Here is a 15,313-nt window from a genome sequence, read left to right on the forward strand (position 1 = left end):
CGCGCTGCCCGAGCGGCACTGCTGCCCCACTGGGATGAGCAGGCTCGCGCCTCAGGAATCGGGCGATATCAGCGCAAGCGGTAGATCGCGAGAGCGGGTGGTGCGAGTACTTGCGTATGCGGCGAGAGTGAACATGGCCGTGAGGGCCAACCATCGCGTGGCGACGGCGCCAACTGTGGACAACAGATAGCCCGCCCCGAGCGCGCCGAGCGCGACCGCGCCGTCGCAGAACAGTGCCATCGTCGCGACCGCGCGACCGAGAGTCTGTTCGGGGATCACATCGAGCCGGGATATCGTCAACGCGACGTTGCTGACGACCCCCACGCCGCCGATGCCACACCAACACGCGGCCAGCACGAACGGATCGGCGCTGAGCGCCATTGGAACGAGCAGCGCCGTCCATGCCCACAGCGCGCCCCGATAGACATTCCGAGGAGGGAAGCGAGTGGTGAGCCGTGCTGCCGCGGCGGCGCCCAGTACTCCGCCGACGCCCGCGGCGCCGAGCACCACGCCGACGGTCCACGCGGGACCGCCGCCGTTCTTCAGTTCCACCAATATCAGCAGCAAGACGAGCTGAATGACGATATTCGACAGTCCGATCATCGCCGTCGACGTCCGCAGGAAAGGTTCGGTCCAAACGACACGGAAGCCGTCGGCGATCGTACGCCGGACCGAATGACGCTCGGGCTCGGCGGCTTTCTGCGGTGCTGTCGAGTCCGGACGGATCAGCAACAGTGCGACGAGGCAGTAGAGATACGACACGGCGTCGGCGATGAACGGCAGCCAGCGGGCCACGCCGTAGACCGCCGCACCTGCTGCTCGTCCGACCAGGATGGCGATCGGTTGCTCGGCCTCGAGGAACGAGAACGCGGCGGGTCGCTGTGCGTGTGACACCACGTCGCGGATCGCGCCCAGCTCACTGAGGCCGACGAAGACGTAGACACTGCCCTCGATGAACGCCGTGACACCGACTATCAGCGCGAGGCTCGAGAGCTCGGCGGCGACCGCTCCGGCAGCCAGGCAGGCTGCGATCAACCCGGTGATCTGGCATATCACCAGGGTCCGGATCCGGTTGGAATAGTCCGCGACGATGCCTGCCGGGATCTGGAAGATCAGACTCGGCAGGTTCAACGCGAAACCGACCCATCCCGCCGCGGCGGGCGAGCCGGTCACCGCGAGCACCAGCATCGGATAGGCGATTCGGACGCCGTGGAAGCCCACCAGCGATGTCGCGTTTCCGGACCACAGCAGCAGGAAGTTCCGGTTGGCGTGGATTCCCGATCTACCCATGAGTGCGCGGATACCTCGACAACCACCGCACCAGATCGACGATCTCGACACCTTCGGCATCCGCCAGCAGTACCTGGCACAGGTGGGCGGCGACCTCGGCCCTGTCATCGAGAACGCTGAAGTCATCGTCCGGGTGGAGCTTCGGCAAGGCCAGCGCCAAGCCCGCCCACAACTGTGGCCGGAGCGGGTCGGCGCGCAGCTCCTCGGTGTACAGCGCGACCGCCGCAGCCATGTCACCCGCCAGATAGGCCCGGTCACCGAGCGGCTGCTCGGGGATCGACAGAGCTTCGGCCGCGGCGTGGTCCAGCAGCTTCAGCTGCGCTGGAAGGTGCAGGCGGCGATGATCGTTCGGCACGGTGCTCTGGTCCACCTGATCCGCGGGCGGCAGGCCGTCGGGCCGTGGCGCCCGCGCGATCCAGCGCACGGCCAGCTCGGCGATGCCGGCGACGTCCGGTGTCAGGTTCCGCACCTGCCAAAACGTCCGATGCGCTATCGCCACCTCGGACGCGGCGACCCTGACCGCCGTGGGCACGTCCTCCTCCCCCCACGGGCGCATTTCAGCGCTGAGCGCGTTCAGGAATTGCGAACCCGCCTCCGTGAGCAGACTCGAGGTCGATGCCTGCGCCACGGCACCTTCCACCTGTAGACGCCACAATTCGAAATCGACATTCGCTTCCATCGATCGGTGGCAGTCGGCGTGACGATGTATTCGCCAGAAGTCGGTGACTCCGAAGAATGCGTAGATCCCGTGCAGCAGGCCCATGATCGGACGCGGGTCGTCGCGCCACGGCGCGTAGAAGCGGCACACCGAGTCGGGATCGAACAGCACGATCTGATCGGTCAGCAGCGTGAACTTCGTGTGCTGGACCTCATGGATCAGCGTGAGCGCCAGCTGGCATGGGTTCGCGGGGGCCGTGGTGTAGACGCAGCCGACTCCGTTGAACGCGGTGTGGCTCGTGCTCGCCGCGAGTGGTTGTGCACTCAGCGGCGCCAAAGACTGCAAGCAACTGCGCATCGGCACGAGGTACCGGTCGAAGTCTCGGCGCAGTAGTTCCCAGGCCGCCGCGAAATCCTGTTGCCATGTGCCGGCTTGGGCGGTCGTGAGCCGGGGTGGCTGCTGACCGTCCAGCAAGTATCGGAACGGGTCCAGGTCGTCGAGGAACACCTCCCGTTCCGCATCCGCCCCCCGCAATCGCCGCAGCGGCAGCCAGGCGGGATCGGACTCGTCATCCTGGGACGGGACCAGAACTGTGCTGGTTCCCCGGGTGAAGCGCAGCGCGCCGTCCCGTGTCCAGTGCAGTTCGCAGTGCCCGTTGTCCTCGGCAGGGCCGAGCTCGGCCCTGCCGATCCCGGGCAACATCACCACGCCGTTCCGCACTACGAGGTTGATGGAACCTTCGGGCGAACAGGCGATGGCGCCTGCCGCGGCGAGCCAGCCCAGGTAGCCACAGTCGGCCCACAGTGGGGTCGGCGCGTCGTCGGTCTCGGCATGGAGGCGCTGCAGGACCTGGGCGAGCCACGGGCCGACGTGCGGGTACGACAACAGCGTAGCGACCTCGGCCGGATGGGATCGTTGCAATTCGGCCAGCGTCTGGTAGGCAAGGGAAAGTCCTGCGGCGTCGGCAATTTCCGGCCGCGACGTGGTTTCGGCGATGAGAGTGCGCAGCAGGATCAGCCGCATCAATAGCGCGCCTTCGGTCAGCGTCGCGATAGCAGGCTCGGTTCCGTATCCGGAACTCGAGCTGGCCGTGACATCGTCGATCCCGGTGACTGTCGTTGGCATATGGGTGTCCCGTCGCTAGGTGTCGATGGCAGAGTCGAAGTCCGTACCGACACGAGATCACGGCAAATCGAATGGGCGTGAGTCCAGCGAATTCCGATGTCGGATGTCCGCCGAGCAGAATATCGATGATGTCACCGAAGAATCGCACGCCGGTTTCCCAGGTAGCCGGGTCGCATCCAATCCCGCCGCGGACCAGAAGGGTTGCTCCCGGAAATGTCCTATCGATACAGGCAACGGCGCCATCTCTTACTCCGTCCACCTGCGTGAACGACCACGGGTAGCATTGCACCAGACCACCCGTGGTCAATTTCTATATCGCGGGACTACTTACCATCAACTGCGCCGCTCCTGTCGGGCGGGTTCGGCAAGATGCTCCACGAGATACCTCCTTCTTTCACTCCCGTGTACGGACAGTGAAATTGCCGATCGCGCAGTCGGATAATCGACCGTTCTGGGAGATTACCTTCGCTGGACGACATGCCATCGGCCCCGTTGGCTGAAGTCTATTGCAAGACAATAGGATTCCTGGCAATCACAACTCCCATGGTTGGGAATCGGGAGTATCCGGAGAGCATCGGCGAACGCGGCACGGCAGCGAGTGCCCTGATCCAAGGGAAGGGTTCCGGCTGCGGCACGGTGACCCGTGCGATCAAGGATATGGGTGGGGTCTACCAGGACATTCGCACGAGCAGTTGGTCGCGGCATAGACGCCCGCATATGGCGGACCTGAACCGGGTGGCGAAGGCGCTGGACATCGCGGCGAGTGCGACCGTGACGGCCAAGGTCGCGGAGTTGGCAGACCTTGCCCGCCATGGCAGCGAGTTACGTCACTGTGACGGCCGCGTCGGTTGCCATTTCGGTGTTATCGGCGACTTTCGGAGCCGCCTTGGCCGCGGTGACACGAAAGTTGTGCAGCGCCATGGAGCAGACCGCGACCTTCGAGGTGGAACCGGCGGATTTGGTTGCGCGAGATGATCGGGGGCGCACTCGCGGACTTGACCCCACAGAATTGACGGCTACCCATCAACCTGCACACCGTGCCGCTGCGCGGGCATTCGGCAGGAATTGCCGCCGGTTGGCGAATTGTCCGTAATGGGCGGTATGCGACTTTCTGTCGAACTGGGCCGGTTCACGCTTGCACGCATCTTTGCAGCGAAGCGCGTTCGAGTTGAAAGCAACATCAAGAGCTGACCCAACGGCCCCCCTGCAAATCTGAGCTCCATGCGACCTCGCACTCGCGCATCGCCGTGAATAGCTCTTGCGCGAGTGCGAGATGTCCTTCCCAACAACGGGGACAGGCGTGAGCGATCGTACGTTCCGCGCGATTAAGATCACTCTCGGGACGACAACCGTCACCCATTGATAGATATCCCGTTTCACTTGTCGGCATTGTCGAGCCGGTCAATTCTTGCAACGCCTGGCAATTTGCCGCGCCGTTACGGGAATACAGAAAAGGAGGTCCCGTAAATGGGAAGACTCGATGAACTCGCGGCACTCAACACGGAAGAGCTCGCCACCCACTGCACTCCGGCCATGCGAGCCGCCCTCGAGCGCTACGCCAAGGGTTCGCAGGACAGGGCCCCCGGCGGATTCAAGTCGTTCATCAACCCCACCAAGTGATCACGCGGCCACGGGCGACTCGGTAGCAGCGCGCCCGTGGCCGTTCCCGCAGCTCGAGGGAGCGAATATGGAGTCCGGCCCGGTGCCGTTGGGCGTACCCGTGGTGCAAACGTCCTGGCCCGCAATTGGTTTGGATGTCGAAGGACTGCGCCGCCGTGGCTGGGAGCCGCTGCCGTTCACGGAATTCGTTGTCAAGATCCACAGCCGTTGCAACCTGGCCTGCGACTACTGCTACGTCTACGAGATGGCCGATCAGAGCTGGCGCGATCAACCGAAGACCATGAGCCGCAAGGTTTTCGACGAGGCCCTTCAGATGATCGCCGATCATGCTCGCCGCTTCCAGCTGCCCGCGGTGGATCTTGTGTTCCACGGTGGCGAACCGCTGCTGGTCGGACATCGCGATCTCGAATACTTCGCCCGGTCGGCGCGCGAATCACTGGAGCCGATCACCGAGGTGCGGCTGGGCGTGCAGACCAATGGCGTGCTGCTCGACCTGGAGTTCTTGCGCATCTGCGCGCGCTGGAATGTTCGCGTAGGAGTCAGCCTCGACGGCGACGAGAGCGGTAACGACAGGCATCGCCGGGATCGGCGGGGCGCCGGGAGCTACACGCGCGTCGCGGCCGGGATCACGCAACTGACTGCGGACGAGAACCGGCACCTGTTCGCCGGCCTGCTCTGCACCATCGATGTGGCCAACGACCCGGTGCGGACCTACGAAGCGCTGCTGGCCTGTCGACCCCCGGCGGTCGATTTTCTACTTCCGCACGGCACTTGGACGACGCCACCACCGGCGCGGACCGCCGACCACACCGCTACCCCCTACGCCGACTGGCTCATTTCGGTGTTCGATCGCTGGTTCCGGGCTCCGGAGCTGGAGACCCGGGTCAGGATCTTCGACGACATCATCGACCTGCTGCTGGGCGGCTCCGTGACATCCGAATTACTCGGGCTGGCCCCCATACAGCTGGCCGTGATCGAAACCGACGGCACTCTGGAGCAGGTCGACGAGTTGAAGTCGGCCTTCGCTGGGGCCACCAAGTTGCGCACCGCGAACGTGGGCAATCCGCTCGACCTCGCACTGCTGGAACCCGCGATCGTCGCTCGTCAGATCGGCGCGGATGCCCTGAGTGAAACCTGCCGGGCATGTTCGATCCACAGCGTCTGCGGCGGCGGGCACTACGTGCACCGGTATCGCGCCGATAACGGCTTCCGCAATCCCTCCGTGTATTGCGCGGACCTGACGAAGCTGATCCACCACATCGGAGCGCGGGTCCGCACCGACCTCGCCGCCGCCGCAGATCACTGACGACAGGAGTGCAACCATGTCCGCCCCGACCATCGGTATCGACCATGCAGCGGCCGAGCTGTTCACCGGTTACGGCACGGAGGCAGCCGTCGTCCGGATGACTTCGGACATGCTGACCATACGACTCGTACTACTACGCGCGCTCATCACCGAAACCACCGCTCACCACCCGGAAATCGACGACGCCGCCGGCCTTTCCGATGCCTATCGGGTCCTGACCGAGCTGGAGGAGTCACATCCGGGCGCGGTCGAGGCACTGCTGGCCTACCCACACACCGGGGTGTGGCTCGGCCGCGTGCTCCAGCGCTTGCGCAACGCCTCGGACGATCGGGAACCAACTCCGTTGTGGGCCGACTGCGGCTACCTCGGCTGGTTGGCAGCGGCCGCCGTGGTCACCAATCTGCCCAGCGGGTCGATGCGGGTTGTCGTACGCAACGGCGAAGTCATGCTGCCCGGGATCGGGATGGCGCGGGTTGGATCCGCGGGCGACTACGGCCACTGCGAGCTGAACTGGGTGGATGGCGCGATACGCATCGTCGCTGACGGCAGTGCCCCGATCTCGGTGGCGTCGCCTGCCGACGAGTCCGACCCGGCGTGGCTGCCGCTGCGGCGGTTGCACGGCGGAAACGGCGAACCGGAGGTCGTCCTCGATGATCTCGACCCGTTCCGCGACCTGCCCTCGGGTACGGCACCGCGGCTGACGACCGACGAATTCCGCACTTGGCGAGAGGATTTCGCGCAGGGCTGGGGCGTCCTGCAACGAGACTTCCCCGGCTATCTGACGCCGATGCGTGCCTGCCTGCGGCTACTGACACCGCTCACCGCGCGACCGGTGGCGGCGACCGTCGGCCACACCGCCTTCAGCGGGACCGGCTGTGTGTACACCACAGCCCCGAAGGACTCCTGTGAAATGGCGGTGTCGCTGATTCACGAAATCCAGCACAGCAAACTCGCCATGCTCGCCGATCAGGTGCTGATCGTGGATCCCGACCCGACGTGTCGCTTCTACGCGCCGTGGCGCGATGATCCACGGCCGATCCTCGGTCTGCTGCACGGGATCTACGCCTTCTTCGGGGTCACCGACTTCTGGCGGGTACACCGGCATGCCGATTGCCACCGATCGATGCGTGCGCACATCGAATTCGAGCGCGGGCGTACCCAACTGGCGACCGCGATGGAGCAGGCATCCGGTTCTGGCCTGCTCACCGAGAGTGGAGAGGAGTTCCTGAGCGCGCTGACCGCAGGCGTCCGGCCGTGGGCCGACGAGGACGTGCCGGCGGAGGCTCGCGACGCGGTGGCCGAGATTCTGGTGGCACATCGCACTTCTTGGCAGGTGCGCAATCGTACATCCGACGACGCCGAGCTGGCCGAGCTGGCGGAGCTGTGGGTCGCGCGAGCGGAACCTCCCGCGGAACTGCCGTCCATACGGTACGTGGATCAGGAGACGATCCCGGATCGCCACCGCGATCTGCATATTCCGGTACGGCTGAGGATGCACGACCCGGCCGCCGCTTCGAGCGTCGCGCCCGCGGAACTGCCCCGCGGCACTCGCGCCTACCTGGCCGGCGAGCCGGCCGAGGCCGTCGAGTTGTACGCCCTGGATCTGCGCGTCGACCCGCTGCTCCCGCAGCTCTGGGCTGGTTTGGCCTCGAGCCTGCCGGAACTGTTCCCCGACACCGACTTCGGCGTTCTCAACGATCGGGCCGAAGTGGCGGCGCGCCTGTACCAGCGGCTGCTGTCCGACGGCACCGAGACCGACGTCGTCGAGCTGGTGCGGTGGTTGTCCGACCGCCCACGCACCGATATCTGAAACCAGGAATCGAGAGCACACAATGGAACCGACATCGGTGGCACTGGGGCTGCCCACAGTGCGGAAGTCATGGCCCGAGACGGGACTCGACGTGGCCGAATTGCAGCGCAACGGATTCGAGCCGCTTCCGTTTACGGAGTTTCTCCTCAAGATTCACAGTCGATGCAATCTCGCGTGCGATTACTGCTACATCTACGAAATGGCCGACCAGAGTTGGCGGGAGCAGCCGAAGGCGATGCGCCGGGAGGTTTTCGACGACGCCCTGCGAACAATCGCCGATCACGTTCGCAGGTTCGGCCCACCCGCGGTGAGTCTCGTCTTCTTCGGCGGCGAACCGCTCATGGCGGGTCATGCCGATCTCGAGTATTTCGCATCGCAGGCGCGGGCGGCGCTGGAGCCGATTACCGCTGTCAACCTCGCTCTGCAGACCAACGGCGTGCTGCTCGACGACGAGTTCCTCAGGATCTGCGACGACTGGGACATCGGCATCACCGTCAGTCTCGACGGCGATGAGCACAGTCACGACCGCCATCGCCGGGACCGCCGCGGCGCGGGCAGCTACTCCCGGGTCGCTGCCGCCCTCGAGAAATTGACGGTCGGCGATCGACGGCATCTGCTCAACGGTCTGCTCTGCGTCATCGACCTCGCAAACGACCCCTTGCAGGCCTACGAAGGATTACTCGCGTTTCAGCCTCCGAAAGTCAATTTCGAGATTCCACTGGGCAATTGGACGACGCCGCCGCCTGGGTTATCCGCAGATCCCGGAGCCACTCCGTATGCGGACTGGCTGATCCCGATCTTCGACCGCTGGTATGGCGCGCCGCAACTGGACACGCGGATCCGAATGTTCGAGAACATCATGGACCTGATACTGGGCGGGACCGTGGAATCGGAGGTATGGGGCCTCGGCCCCACCCGCATAGCGGTGATCGAAACCGACGGAAGTGTAGCGCAGATCGACGACTTGAAGGCGACCTTCTCCGGTGCGACCAAACTGCCTTCCGGCCAACGCAATCCGCTCGACCAGGCGATGCTGGTACCCGAGATCGTGGCGCGCCAGATCGGCGCGGACGCGCTCAGCGACACCTGCCGCGCCTGCTCGATACACACTGTGTGCGGCGGTGGTCACTACGTCACGCGATACCGTGAGGGCGACGGCTTCCGTAATCCCTCGGTGTATTGCGCCGACCTGGCCAAATTGATTCGCCACATCGAATCGCGAATGCGCGCCGACGTCGCCACGGCACTCCACGGGTGACCACTGCCAGGGCGCGTTCCTGGCCACCGACACGCGACCTGAGGTCGTTCGACATCGCCGGATCAGCGATGACACATGCGATCCCGTGCGACTGTGAGAACCGATTACACAGACGCCCTCCCACCATCGCAGCGTGGGCACGCGGATGCGTGTCCACGCTGCGATGGTGGGAGCGCAGACCGCATCAACCGGCCATGATCTCTTCCTCGACCGCACTGGAATCGGCGGCGGGCCCATTCTTGCGCTGACCGGGCAGCAGTGCGGCGACGGCGAGGGTGCCGACCGCCAGCACGATCGCCGCGATGAGGCTGGTGTGGGACACCGCGTGGGCGAAGGCCGCATCGGCGGCGGACACCAGCTGTGCTGCCTGTTGGTGCATGCCTGCCTCGTCGATCCGCTGGGCCACTACGAGCGCGCCACCGATGGAGTCCTGCACCGTGTCGGCGGCTTCCGCGGGCATGCGGCCGGTGACGAGCGGGGCGATCTCGTCGCCGTAGGCACTGCCGAGCAGTGAGCCGAGGATCGCGATGCCGAGCGTGCCGCCCAGTTCCACCGAGGTGTCGTTGACCGCGCCGCCCACACCGAGCAGCCGTTCCGGGAAGGCATCCATGATCGTGTCGGTGGCCGGGGAGACACTCAGGCCGATGGCCAGGCCCATCAGGACCAGTGGCCCGGCGAACGCCGCATAGCCGGACTCGGCGTCGACCTGGGTCAATGCGGCCAAGGCGAAGATGCCCAGCAGCATGCCCGCTACGACCATCGCTCGAAGCCCGAGGCGCGGGGTCAGGACGCCGGTGATCGCGGAGCCGACGAAGACCGCGCCCGCCAGCGGCAGCAGCCGCACGCCGGTGGCGAGGGCGTCGTATCCGAGCACGAACTGCAGATGCTGCGTGACGTAGTAGATCGCGCCGAACGCGGCCAGGAAGAACAGCAGCACTGCGAGATTCGCACCCGCGAACGCGCGATCGCGGAATTTGCGGATATCGAGCATCGGGTTGGGATGCCGCAGTTCCCAGGCGACGAACCCGGCCATGGCGACCACCGCGATCACCCCGGCGAGCACCGCGGAGGTGTGCCACCCGTTGCGCGGGCCTTCGATGATCATGTAAACCAGCGCCCCGACGGTCACGACGGACAGCGCGCCGCCCATCAAGTCCAAACGCTGCGTCGTGTGCGCCCTGGACGGTGGAACCACTACCAGCGCCGCGACGATCGATACGACCGCGATGGGAACGTTGATGAGGAAGGTCGACGCCCAGCCGTGGCCGGTGAGCAGCCAGCCCGCCACCAGCGGACCGACCGCGATCGCGAGGCCAGTGGTAGCGGTCCAGATCGTGATAGCCACGGCACGTTCCCGTTTCGGGAAGGTGGCTACGAGCAAAGACAAGGTCGCGGGCATGATCATCGCCGCCCCGGTCCCCATGATCGCCCGCGCGGCGATCACCCAGTCGGCGCTGTCGACGGCCGACCCCAGCACCGCGCCGGCCGCGAAGACGGCCAGGCCGAGGATCAGCATGCCGCGGCGGCTGTACTTGTCGCCGATGGCGCCCATGACCAGCATCAGGGCGGCGTACGGGATGGTGTAGGCGTCGATGATCCACTGCAGGTCCTGGCTGGACAGGCCCAGATCGAGGGTCATATCGGGAGCGGCGACGATCAGCGACGTATTCGTCATGACGCCGATCAGCACGCTCAGGCACAGTACGGCGAGCGCAACCCAGCGGCGGCTGTATACGGTGCCCGGTTCCACCGGCGTGGTGGATAGCAGAGACATGTCCATTCCTCTCGATACTGCACACCGTTGTGCATTTGCACATTGCTGTGCAATCTAGGCAATTTGCACAATGATGCGCAAGTGTGCGAGGCTTCGGCGTGAAGGGACTCACATGACAGCGACCAGAAACATGACTTCTTCCGCGACCCCGGGCGCGCGAGCGCAGGCCAATCGAAAGCGGATCCTCGACGTCGCGGCAGCCGAACTGGCCCGCAATCCTGCGGCGAGCATGGAGGAGATCGCCTCAGCCGCGGGCGTCGTGCGCAGAACGCTCTATGGGCACTTCCCCACCCGCGAGGCGCTGATCGACGGCCTCCTCGACCTGGCATCCGACGACATCGCCCGCACGCTGCGCTCGCTCGACCCGGACGAGCCGGTAACGGTGACCTCGGCCCGGTGCACGATCGCCCTGTGGCGGGTCGGCGATAAATACCGCCTGCTGTTCAAGCTGACGGAGACGAACCTGAGCGCGCGGATCGAGGAACGACTGGCGCCCGTGCACGAGCACGGCGCGGCCATGTTGCGCCACGGCCAGCAACTCGGCGTGTACTCCGATCATCTCCCGGCCGAGGCGCTGTCCCGCGCGCTCGCCGGACTGGTGCTGGCACTGCTCGAGGCCCGCACCGACGGAACCTGGACCGAGGCCGACCCCGACGTGGCGGCCGCCCGCGCCTGCCTGGTCGCCCTCGGCGTGCCGCCGGACGCGGCGGGTGAAATCGCCGCGCTCGCGGCCCGATTGGAGAATGCACACTCATCGGCACAGCACGCCGGTGCCGCACCGTAGGGCAACGAGCGATCACACATCACCGCCCAGCGGGGGCGGGTTCGGACAGGTGCTGATATCTGTCACGAACCTCCTGCTCGACATGTGCTGAAGAGGTTGCCTGAACGTGGGTTCGTTCCTGGCCGATTCCCAGGTCCCCTGGGGTGTGGAGGCGCTCGGCGGGACCATCAGCGAACCCGCCTGGCGCAACAAGCCCAGCTGGTACCTGCACGTCACCGAGGACAACATGATCCCGCCCGCCGCGCAGCTGTCGATGGCCGAACGCATCGGCGCCACCGTCGCCCAAACCCCCGGCAGCCACGCCATCTACGTCTCCCGCCCGGGAGTCGTGGCAAACCTCGTCCGTACCGCCGCCGACGCGGTCTAATCCTCACACCACGCGGGTGGCTTGCTCCCCGAGTAGGGGCAAGCCACCCGTAGGGTGCGCATTGGAACCGATCAGACCGGTGCCGCCGATAACTACAACTCGCGTCAGGTGTCGGACCTTCCGATGAGTGTTGATCAGTACACGCCAGGCTTCCGGATCCACACCTCCCGAAGACGGATTGTTCTAGGACGCAAGCACCCAGTCGAGCAACCGCAGCGGTTGTGACAGGCGTTGAAGTCTGCCGCTGAACATGGGTCTCGAGCCGTGCATTCGGGCTATTGCCGTTTTGGCTTGCGGCCATCGGATCGGCGAGTCGACCGTCCAGCACAGTTGCTGTGGGGTAATTTCGGGCGTCATACCTCCGGCGGTAGAGGCGAAACGGCCGGTAATCGGTCGGTGTGAGCGGGTGATCACCGGCTTGCACAGATCGGACGGCGACGTGCGTACGGTTCTCCTCCATCGAAATAAACGTGCGGAGCCCAGTCGCCGACGAGGTTGTCGACACCGGCAACGTTCCTGTCCACAACGCCCCGAGTTGGTCGGGCGCCGAGAGCCGAAAGTTCGCTCATGCCAGAATCCATGCGCGCGCTCGTAGCCGGAAGAATCGGCGAGCCAACCGACGTCCTGCGGCTCGAATCACGGCCCGTTCCCACGCCGGAAGCCGGTCAGGCGTTGATCCGCGTGCAGGCGACACCGATCCACGCCAGCGATCTGCACGTGCTACGGGGCCGCTACGGCTTCTCCCCCGAGTTTCCCACCGTGGTGGGTATGGAATGCGTGGGCCGAATCGAGGCGCTCAGTCCGGATACCGAGGGGCTGCAGATCGGCGAGCGCGTGGTGACCGTCGGTGTGACCGGCACGTGGCAGGAATACCTTGTCGCGGATACGCGGAGGCTTCTGCCGGTCCCCGATGACCTGAGCGACTCCAGTGCCTGCCAGCTCGCGGTCAATCCGTTGACCGCGCTGTTACTCGTGACTCACGAACTCGACGTACGGCCGGGTGAATGGATGTTGCAGACGGCCGCGGGCTCCACCGTCGGCCGGCTCGTCATCCAACTGGCTGATCATCTGGGTATTCGGACGATCAACGTCGTGCGGAGACGCGATGCCGTCGAGGAGATCAAGACGCTCGGTGGCGAGGAGGTCATCTGCACCGCGGATGAGGACCTTTTGCAGCGTGTCGCCGAAATCGCAGGACCGGCCGGCGTGCGCAAGGCCATCGACTGTGTCGCGGGCGAGGTAGGTGCCCAGGTATCCCAGGCATTGGCCCCCGGCGGAGAGGTCGTGGTCTACGGCGCACTCTCCACCCATCGGCAAGCCGACCCGGCAGCGCTGACGATCCCGCTGCTGGCACGCTCGATCATCTACGAAACGAAAGCGCTCCGCGGCTTCTGGCTCTACCACTGGTTCAGCGCTACCTCACCACAGGATTCGTTGCGCGCGCTCTCCCGGGTTCGCGATCTGGTCGCTGACGAAGTGCTGCACATCCCTGGCGGCCGACCGTTCCCGCTCGAACACTTCACCGAAGCCGTCTCGCTCGCCGAAACACCCGCACACGGGGCCAAACCCCTTTTCGTCTTCGAAGAGGGGCGCGGCAATGGCGATGGTAGAACGTCACTCTGACCAGGTGCGTTCGCCTGCTCTCGCGTGATTGCGGGACGTGTTCCGGACGAGAGACCGACTGCGTCACATGGCAGCGAGCATTCACTCGCTCGACGTCGTAGGTGTCGAGCAGGTGGCATCCGGCCGTTTCTCGGGCGCCGCGACCGCTGTGAAGTGCTACGTGGTCCGTGCAGTCTCGTGAAACCGCCGCACGTCGACGACGCTCGGCGCTTCGTACAGCACCGGGCACCTCTGGTCAGGAGGCAACGCGTGAGTACCTACACGGTCGGCTACATCATCGGCAGTCTTTCCAGGGAATCCGCCAACCGGATCCTGTCCAAGGCTCTGATCCGGCTGGCGTCAACCCCGTTGTCGTTCACCGAGATTCCGATCAAGGATCTGCCGCTGTACAACCACGACTACGACGTCGACTACCCGCCGGAGGGCCGCGCACTCAAGGCGGCCATCGCCGCTGTCGACGCTGTGCTGTTGGTGACGCCGGAATACAACCGCTCGATCCCGGGAGCGCTGAAGAACGCCATCGACTGGGCCAGCCGCCCGTGGGGCGACAACTCGTTCGCGCTCAAGCCGTCCGCCGTCATCGGCGCCTCGCCGGGCAAGCTCGGCACCGCGCTCGCTCAACTCAGTCTGCGCAGCGTGCTCGGCTATTGCAATCCCCCGCAGATGAAAATTCCCCGGAGGCCTACATCCAGTTCCACCCGGACGTCTTCACCCCTGATGGCGATGTCCTCGACGACTCGACGAAGCGATTTCTCACCCGGTTCATGGCGGATTTTGCCACTTTCATCACCCGCGTGCACAGCGTGGTCCCCCAACTCGGCTGACCCGATCTGCCCGGACTCGCCATCGCCGGAACGGAGGCGTAGTGGCCATGAGTTCGCTTGCCCAGTACAGCCGGATGGTGCCGTCGGACCGGCGCTTGAAAACGGTCAGCTGCGGTACAGGTCGGCCGTCAGCACCGTCGCCGCCGTAGTCTCGGTGACGATGGTGTAGAGCTCGATGATGACGCCGTCCTCGGTACTAGCGATATCCATGTCGCTGATCACCGGAGGTCGGTCGACGGGGCCGTACTGGAAGCCGAGGTGGCCGATGTCGTCGAGTTCCGACACCGGACCGAAGGGCCGGAAGGTCCAGTCCGGGTTTTCGGCACGCAACTCCTCGGCCCGGCGTTCGAGGTCCTTGCGTCCGCGCGGAATTCGGTCCGGTTCGTGCCAGACCACGTCCTCGGCATAGGTCTCGGCGATGGCTGCGGCCCGGCGAGCCGGGTTTGGTTCGTTGAAGACGTCGAGAAGATTGCGTCGCTGAACAACGTTCGAGGATGCTGCACCATGTGCTCCTCCGAATCGACATCGGGTCACGGTGACGCCATCGTTTCGAACTGGCCGCCGACCGAACATGAACTCATCCACAGGCACACAGTGCGTGCATTCCACCGCAACGAACGCAGTATGTGGCGGTCGAAATAGCCTCTGCAAGGTCCTCGCAGTTCTAGGTGCGGATGCCGGTGATTCGCGGGTGGATCGAACACCCATCCTAATAGTCGCAGATCGCGTAGTGTTCGGCGAGGGATTCACTATGCACGCGACGTGTACACCCCGGTTCGCCACGGGAACGCACTACGCAGGACATCAACCCGTTTGCCTCATGCCAAGAGTTCCGAAGGAGCGGGGAGTGTCGGAATGTTCGACACTCCCCACG

The 15,313-nt window shown here is 65.2% G+C and carries 13 protein-coding genes; 9 read left to right on the forward strand and 4 right to left on the reverse strand.

What is annotated here, in order from left to right; genetic code table 11:
- Positions 1-51: 51 nt before the first annotated feature.
- Both ABZ824_RS31625 and ABZ824_RS31630 read right to left on the reverse strand, forming a co-directional pair.
- The gene (locus ABZ824_RS31625) at positions 52-1,290 is read right to left on the reverse strand and encodes an MFS transporter (RefSeq protein WP_356967547.1); all 1,239 of its coding nucleotides are present in this window, start codon (positions 1,288-1,290) and stop codon (positions 52-54) included.
- Positions 1,283-3,073 carry an HEXXH motif domain-containing protein gene (locus ABZ824_RS31630; protein WP_356967549.1) on the reverse strand — a complete coding sequence of 597 codons (1,791 nt, stop codon included), beginning with the start codon at positions 3,071-3,073 and terminating at the stop codon, positions 1,283-1,285. Before ABZ824_RS31630 ends, ABZ824_RS31625 begins: the two co-directional genes overlap by 8 nt.
- A 492-nt stretch (positions 3,074-3,565) precedes the next feature.
- Between ABZ824_RS31630 and ABZ824_RS31635 the strand changes: the two genes are divergently transcribed.
- From ABZ824_RS31635 to ABZ824_RS31655, 5 genes are all read left to right on the forward strand, one after another.
- Entirely contained in the window at positions 3,566-4,048 is a 483-nt protein-coding gene (locus tag ABZ824_RS31635) for a hypothetical protein (protein ID WP_356967551.1), read from the forward strand.
- Between the two features lie 492 nt (positions 4,049-4,540).
- Positions 4,541-4,693 carry a hypothetical protein gene (locus ABZ824_RS31640; RefSeq protein ID WP_354957206.1) on the forward strand — a complete coding sequence of 51 codons (153 nt, stop codon included), beginning with the start codon at positions 4,541-4,543 and terminating at the stop codon, positions 4,691-4,693.
- A 67-nt stretch (positions 4,694-4,760) separates the two neighbouring features.
- Positions 4,761-5,999 (forward strand): FxsB family cyclophane-forming radical SAM/SPASM peptide maturase, encoded by a 1,239-nt coding sequence (locus ABZ824_RS31645; protein ID WP_356967553.1) that lies wholly within the window; start codon positions 4,761-4,763, stop codon positions 5,997-5,999.
- A 16-nt stretch (positions 6,000-6,015) separates the two neighbouring features.
- Positions 6,016-7,809, forward strand: coding sequence for an HEXXH motif domain-containing protein (locus tag ABZ824_RS31650; protein WP_356967555.1), 1,794 nt, complete (start codon positions 6,016-6,018; stop codon positions 7,807-7,809).
- A 22-nt stretch (positions 7,810-7,831) separates the two neighbouring features.
- Entirely contained in the window at positions 7,832-9,067 is a 1,236-nt protein-coding gene (locus ABZ824_RS31655; protein ID WP_356967557.1) for an FxsB family cyclophane-forming radical SAM/SPASM peptide maturase, read from the forward strand.
- A gap of 184 nt (positions 9,068-9,251) precedes the next feature.
- Here the strand turns inward: ABZ824_RS31655 and ABZ824_RS31660 are convergent, their stop codons facing one another.
- Positions 9,252-10,841 carry an MFS transporter gene (locus ABZ824_RS31660; protein ID WP_356967559.1) on the reverse strand — a complete coding sequence of 530 codons (1,590 nt, stop codon included), beginning with the start codon at positions 10,839-10,841 and terminating at the stop codon, positions 9,252-9,254.
- Positions 10,842-10,953: 112 nt separating this feature from the next.
- Here ABZ824_RS31660 and ABZ824_RS31665 point away from each other — a divergent pair, with 112 nt between their 5' ends.
- From ABZ824_RS31665 to ABZ824_RS31680, 4 genes are all read left to right on the forward strand, one after another.
- Positions 10,954-11,625, forward strand: a complete 672-nt coding sequence (locus ABZ824_RS31665) for a TetR/AcrR family transcriptional regulator (protein WP_356967561.1) — start codon at positions 10,954-10,956, stop codon at positions 11,623-11,625.
- Between the two features lie 106 nt (positions 11,626-11,731).
- Positions 11,732-11,992 carry a hypothetical protein gene (locus ABZ824_RS31670; RefSeq protein ID WP_356967563.1) on the forward strand — a complete coding sequence of 87 codons (261 nt, stop codon included), beginning with the start codon at positions 11,732-11,734 and terminating at the stop codon, positions 11,990-11,992.
- 672 nt (positions 11,993-12,664) lie between these two features.
- The gene (locus ABZ824_RS31675; RefSeq protein WP_356967564.1) at positions 12,665-13,615 is read left to right on the forward strand and encodes a zinc-dependent alcohol dehydrogenase family protein; all 951 of its coding nucleotides are present in this window, start codon (positions 12,665-12,667) and stop codon (positions 13,613-13,615) included.
- 249 nt (positions 13,616-13,864) lie between these two features.
- Positions 13,865-14,608 carry an NADPH-dependent FMN reductase gene (locus ABZ824_RS31680; protein ID WP_356967566.1) on the forward strand — a complete coding sequence of 248 codons (744 nt, stop codon included), beginning with the start codon at positions 13,865-13,867 and terminating at the stop codon, positions 14,606-14,608.
- On the opposite strand, the gene ABZ824_RS31685 is transcribed toward ABZ824_RS31680, so the two are convergent.
- Positions 14,545-15,147 (reverse strand): nuclear transport factor 2 family protein, encoded by a 603-nt coding sequence (locus tag ABZ824_RS31685; RefSeq protein ID WP_356967568.1) that lies wholly within the window; start codon positions 15,145-15,147, stop codon positions 14,545-14,547. The two genes, ABZ824_RS31680 and ABZ824_RS31685, sit on opposite strands and share 64 nt — an antisense overlap.
- Positions 15,148-15,313 lie beyond the last annotated feature (166 nt).

Origin of the sequence: Nocardia sp. NPDC047038 (assembly GCF_040644075.1) — a bacterium.
In the GTDB taxonomy this organism is placed as follows: Bacteria; Actinomycetota; Actinomycetes; order Mycobacteriales; family Mycobacteriaceae; genus Nocardia; species Nocardia sichangensis.

What these genes read in the sequence shown, in the direction of transcription:
- ABZ824_RS31685 (WP_356967568.1), bottom strand. Translation starts at nt 15,147, where the DNA reads ATGGGTGTTCGATCCACCCGCGAATCACCGGCATCCGCACCTAGAACT.
- ABZ824_RS31630 (WP_356967549.1), bottom strand. Translation starts at nt 3,073, where the DNA reads ATGCCAACGACAGTCACCGGGATCGACGATGTCACGGCCAGCTCGAGT.
- ABZ824_RS31665 (WP_356967561.1), top strand. Translation starts at nt 10,954, where the DNA reads ATGACAGCGACCAGAAACATGACTTCTTCCGCGACCCCGGGCGCGCGA.
- ABZ824_RS31625 (WP_356967547.1), bottom strand. Translation starts at nt 1,290, where the DNA reads ATGGGTAGATCGGGAATCCACGCCAACCGGAACTTCCTGCTGCTGTGG.
- ABZ824_RS31650 (WP_356967555.1), top strand. Translation starts at nt 6,016, where the DNA reads ATGTCCGCCCCGACCATCGGTATCGACCATGCAGCGGCCGAGCTGTTC.
- ABZ824_RS31660 (WP_356967559.1), bottom strand. Translation starts at nt 10,841, where the DNA reads ATGTCTCTGCTATCCACCACGCCGGTGGAACCGGGCACCGTATACAGC.
- ABZ824_RS31655 (WP_356967557.1), top strand. Translation starts at nt 7,832, where the DNA reads ATGGAACCGACATCGGTGGCACTGGGGCTGCCCACAGTGCGGAAGTCA.
- ABZ824_RS31640 (WP_354957206.1), top strand. Translation starts at nt 4,541, where the DNA reads ATGGGAAGACTCGATGAACTCGCGGCACTCAACACGGAAGAGCTCGCC.
- ABZ824_RS31645 (WP_356967553.1), top strand. Translation starts at nt 4,761, where the DNA reads ATGGAGTCCGGCCCGGTGCCGTTGGGCGTACCCGTGGTGCAAACGTCC.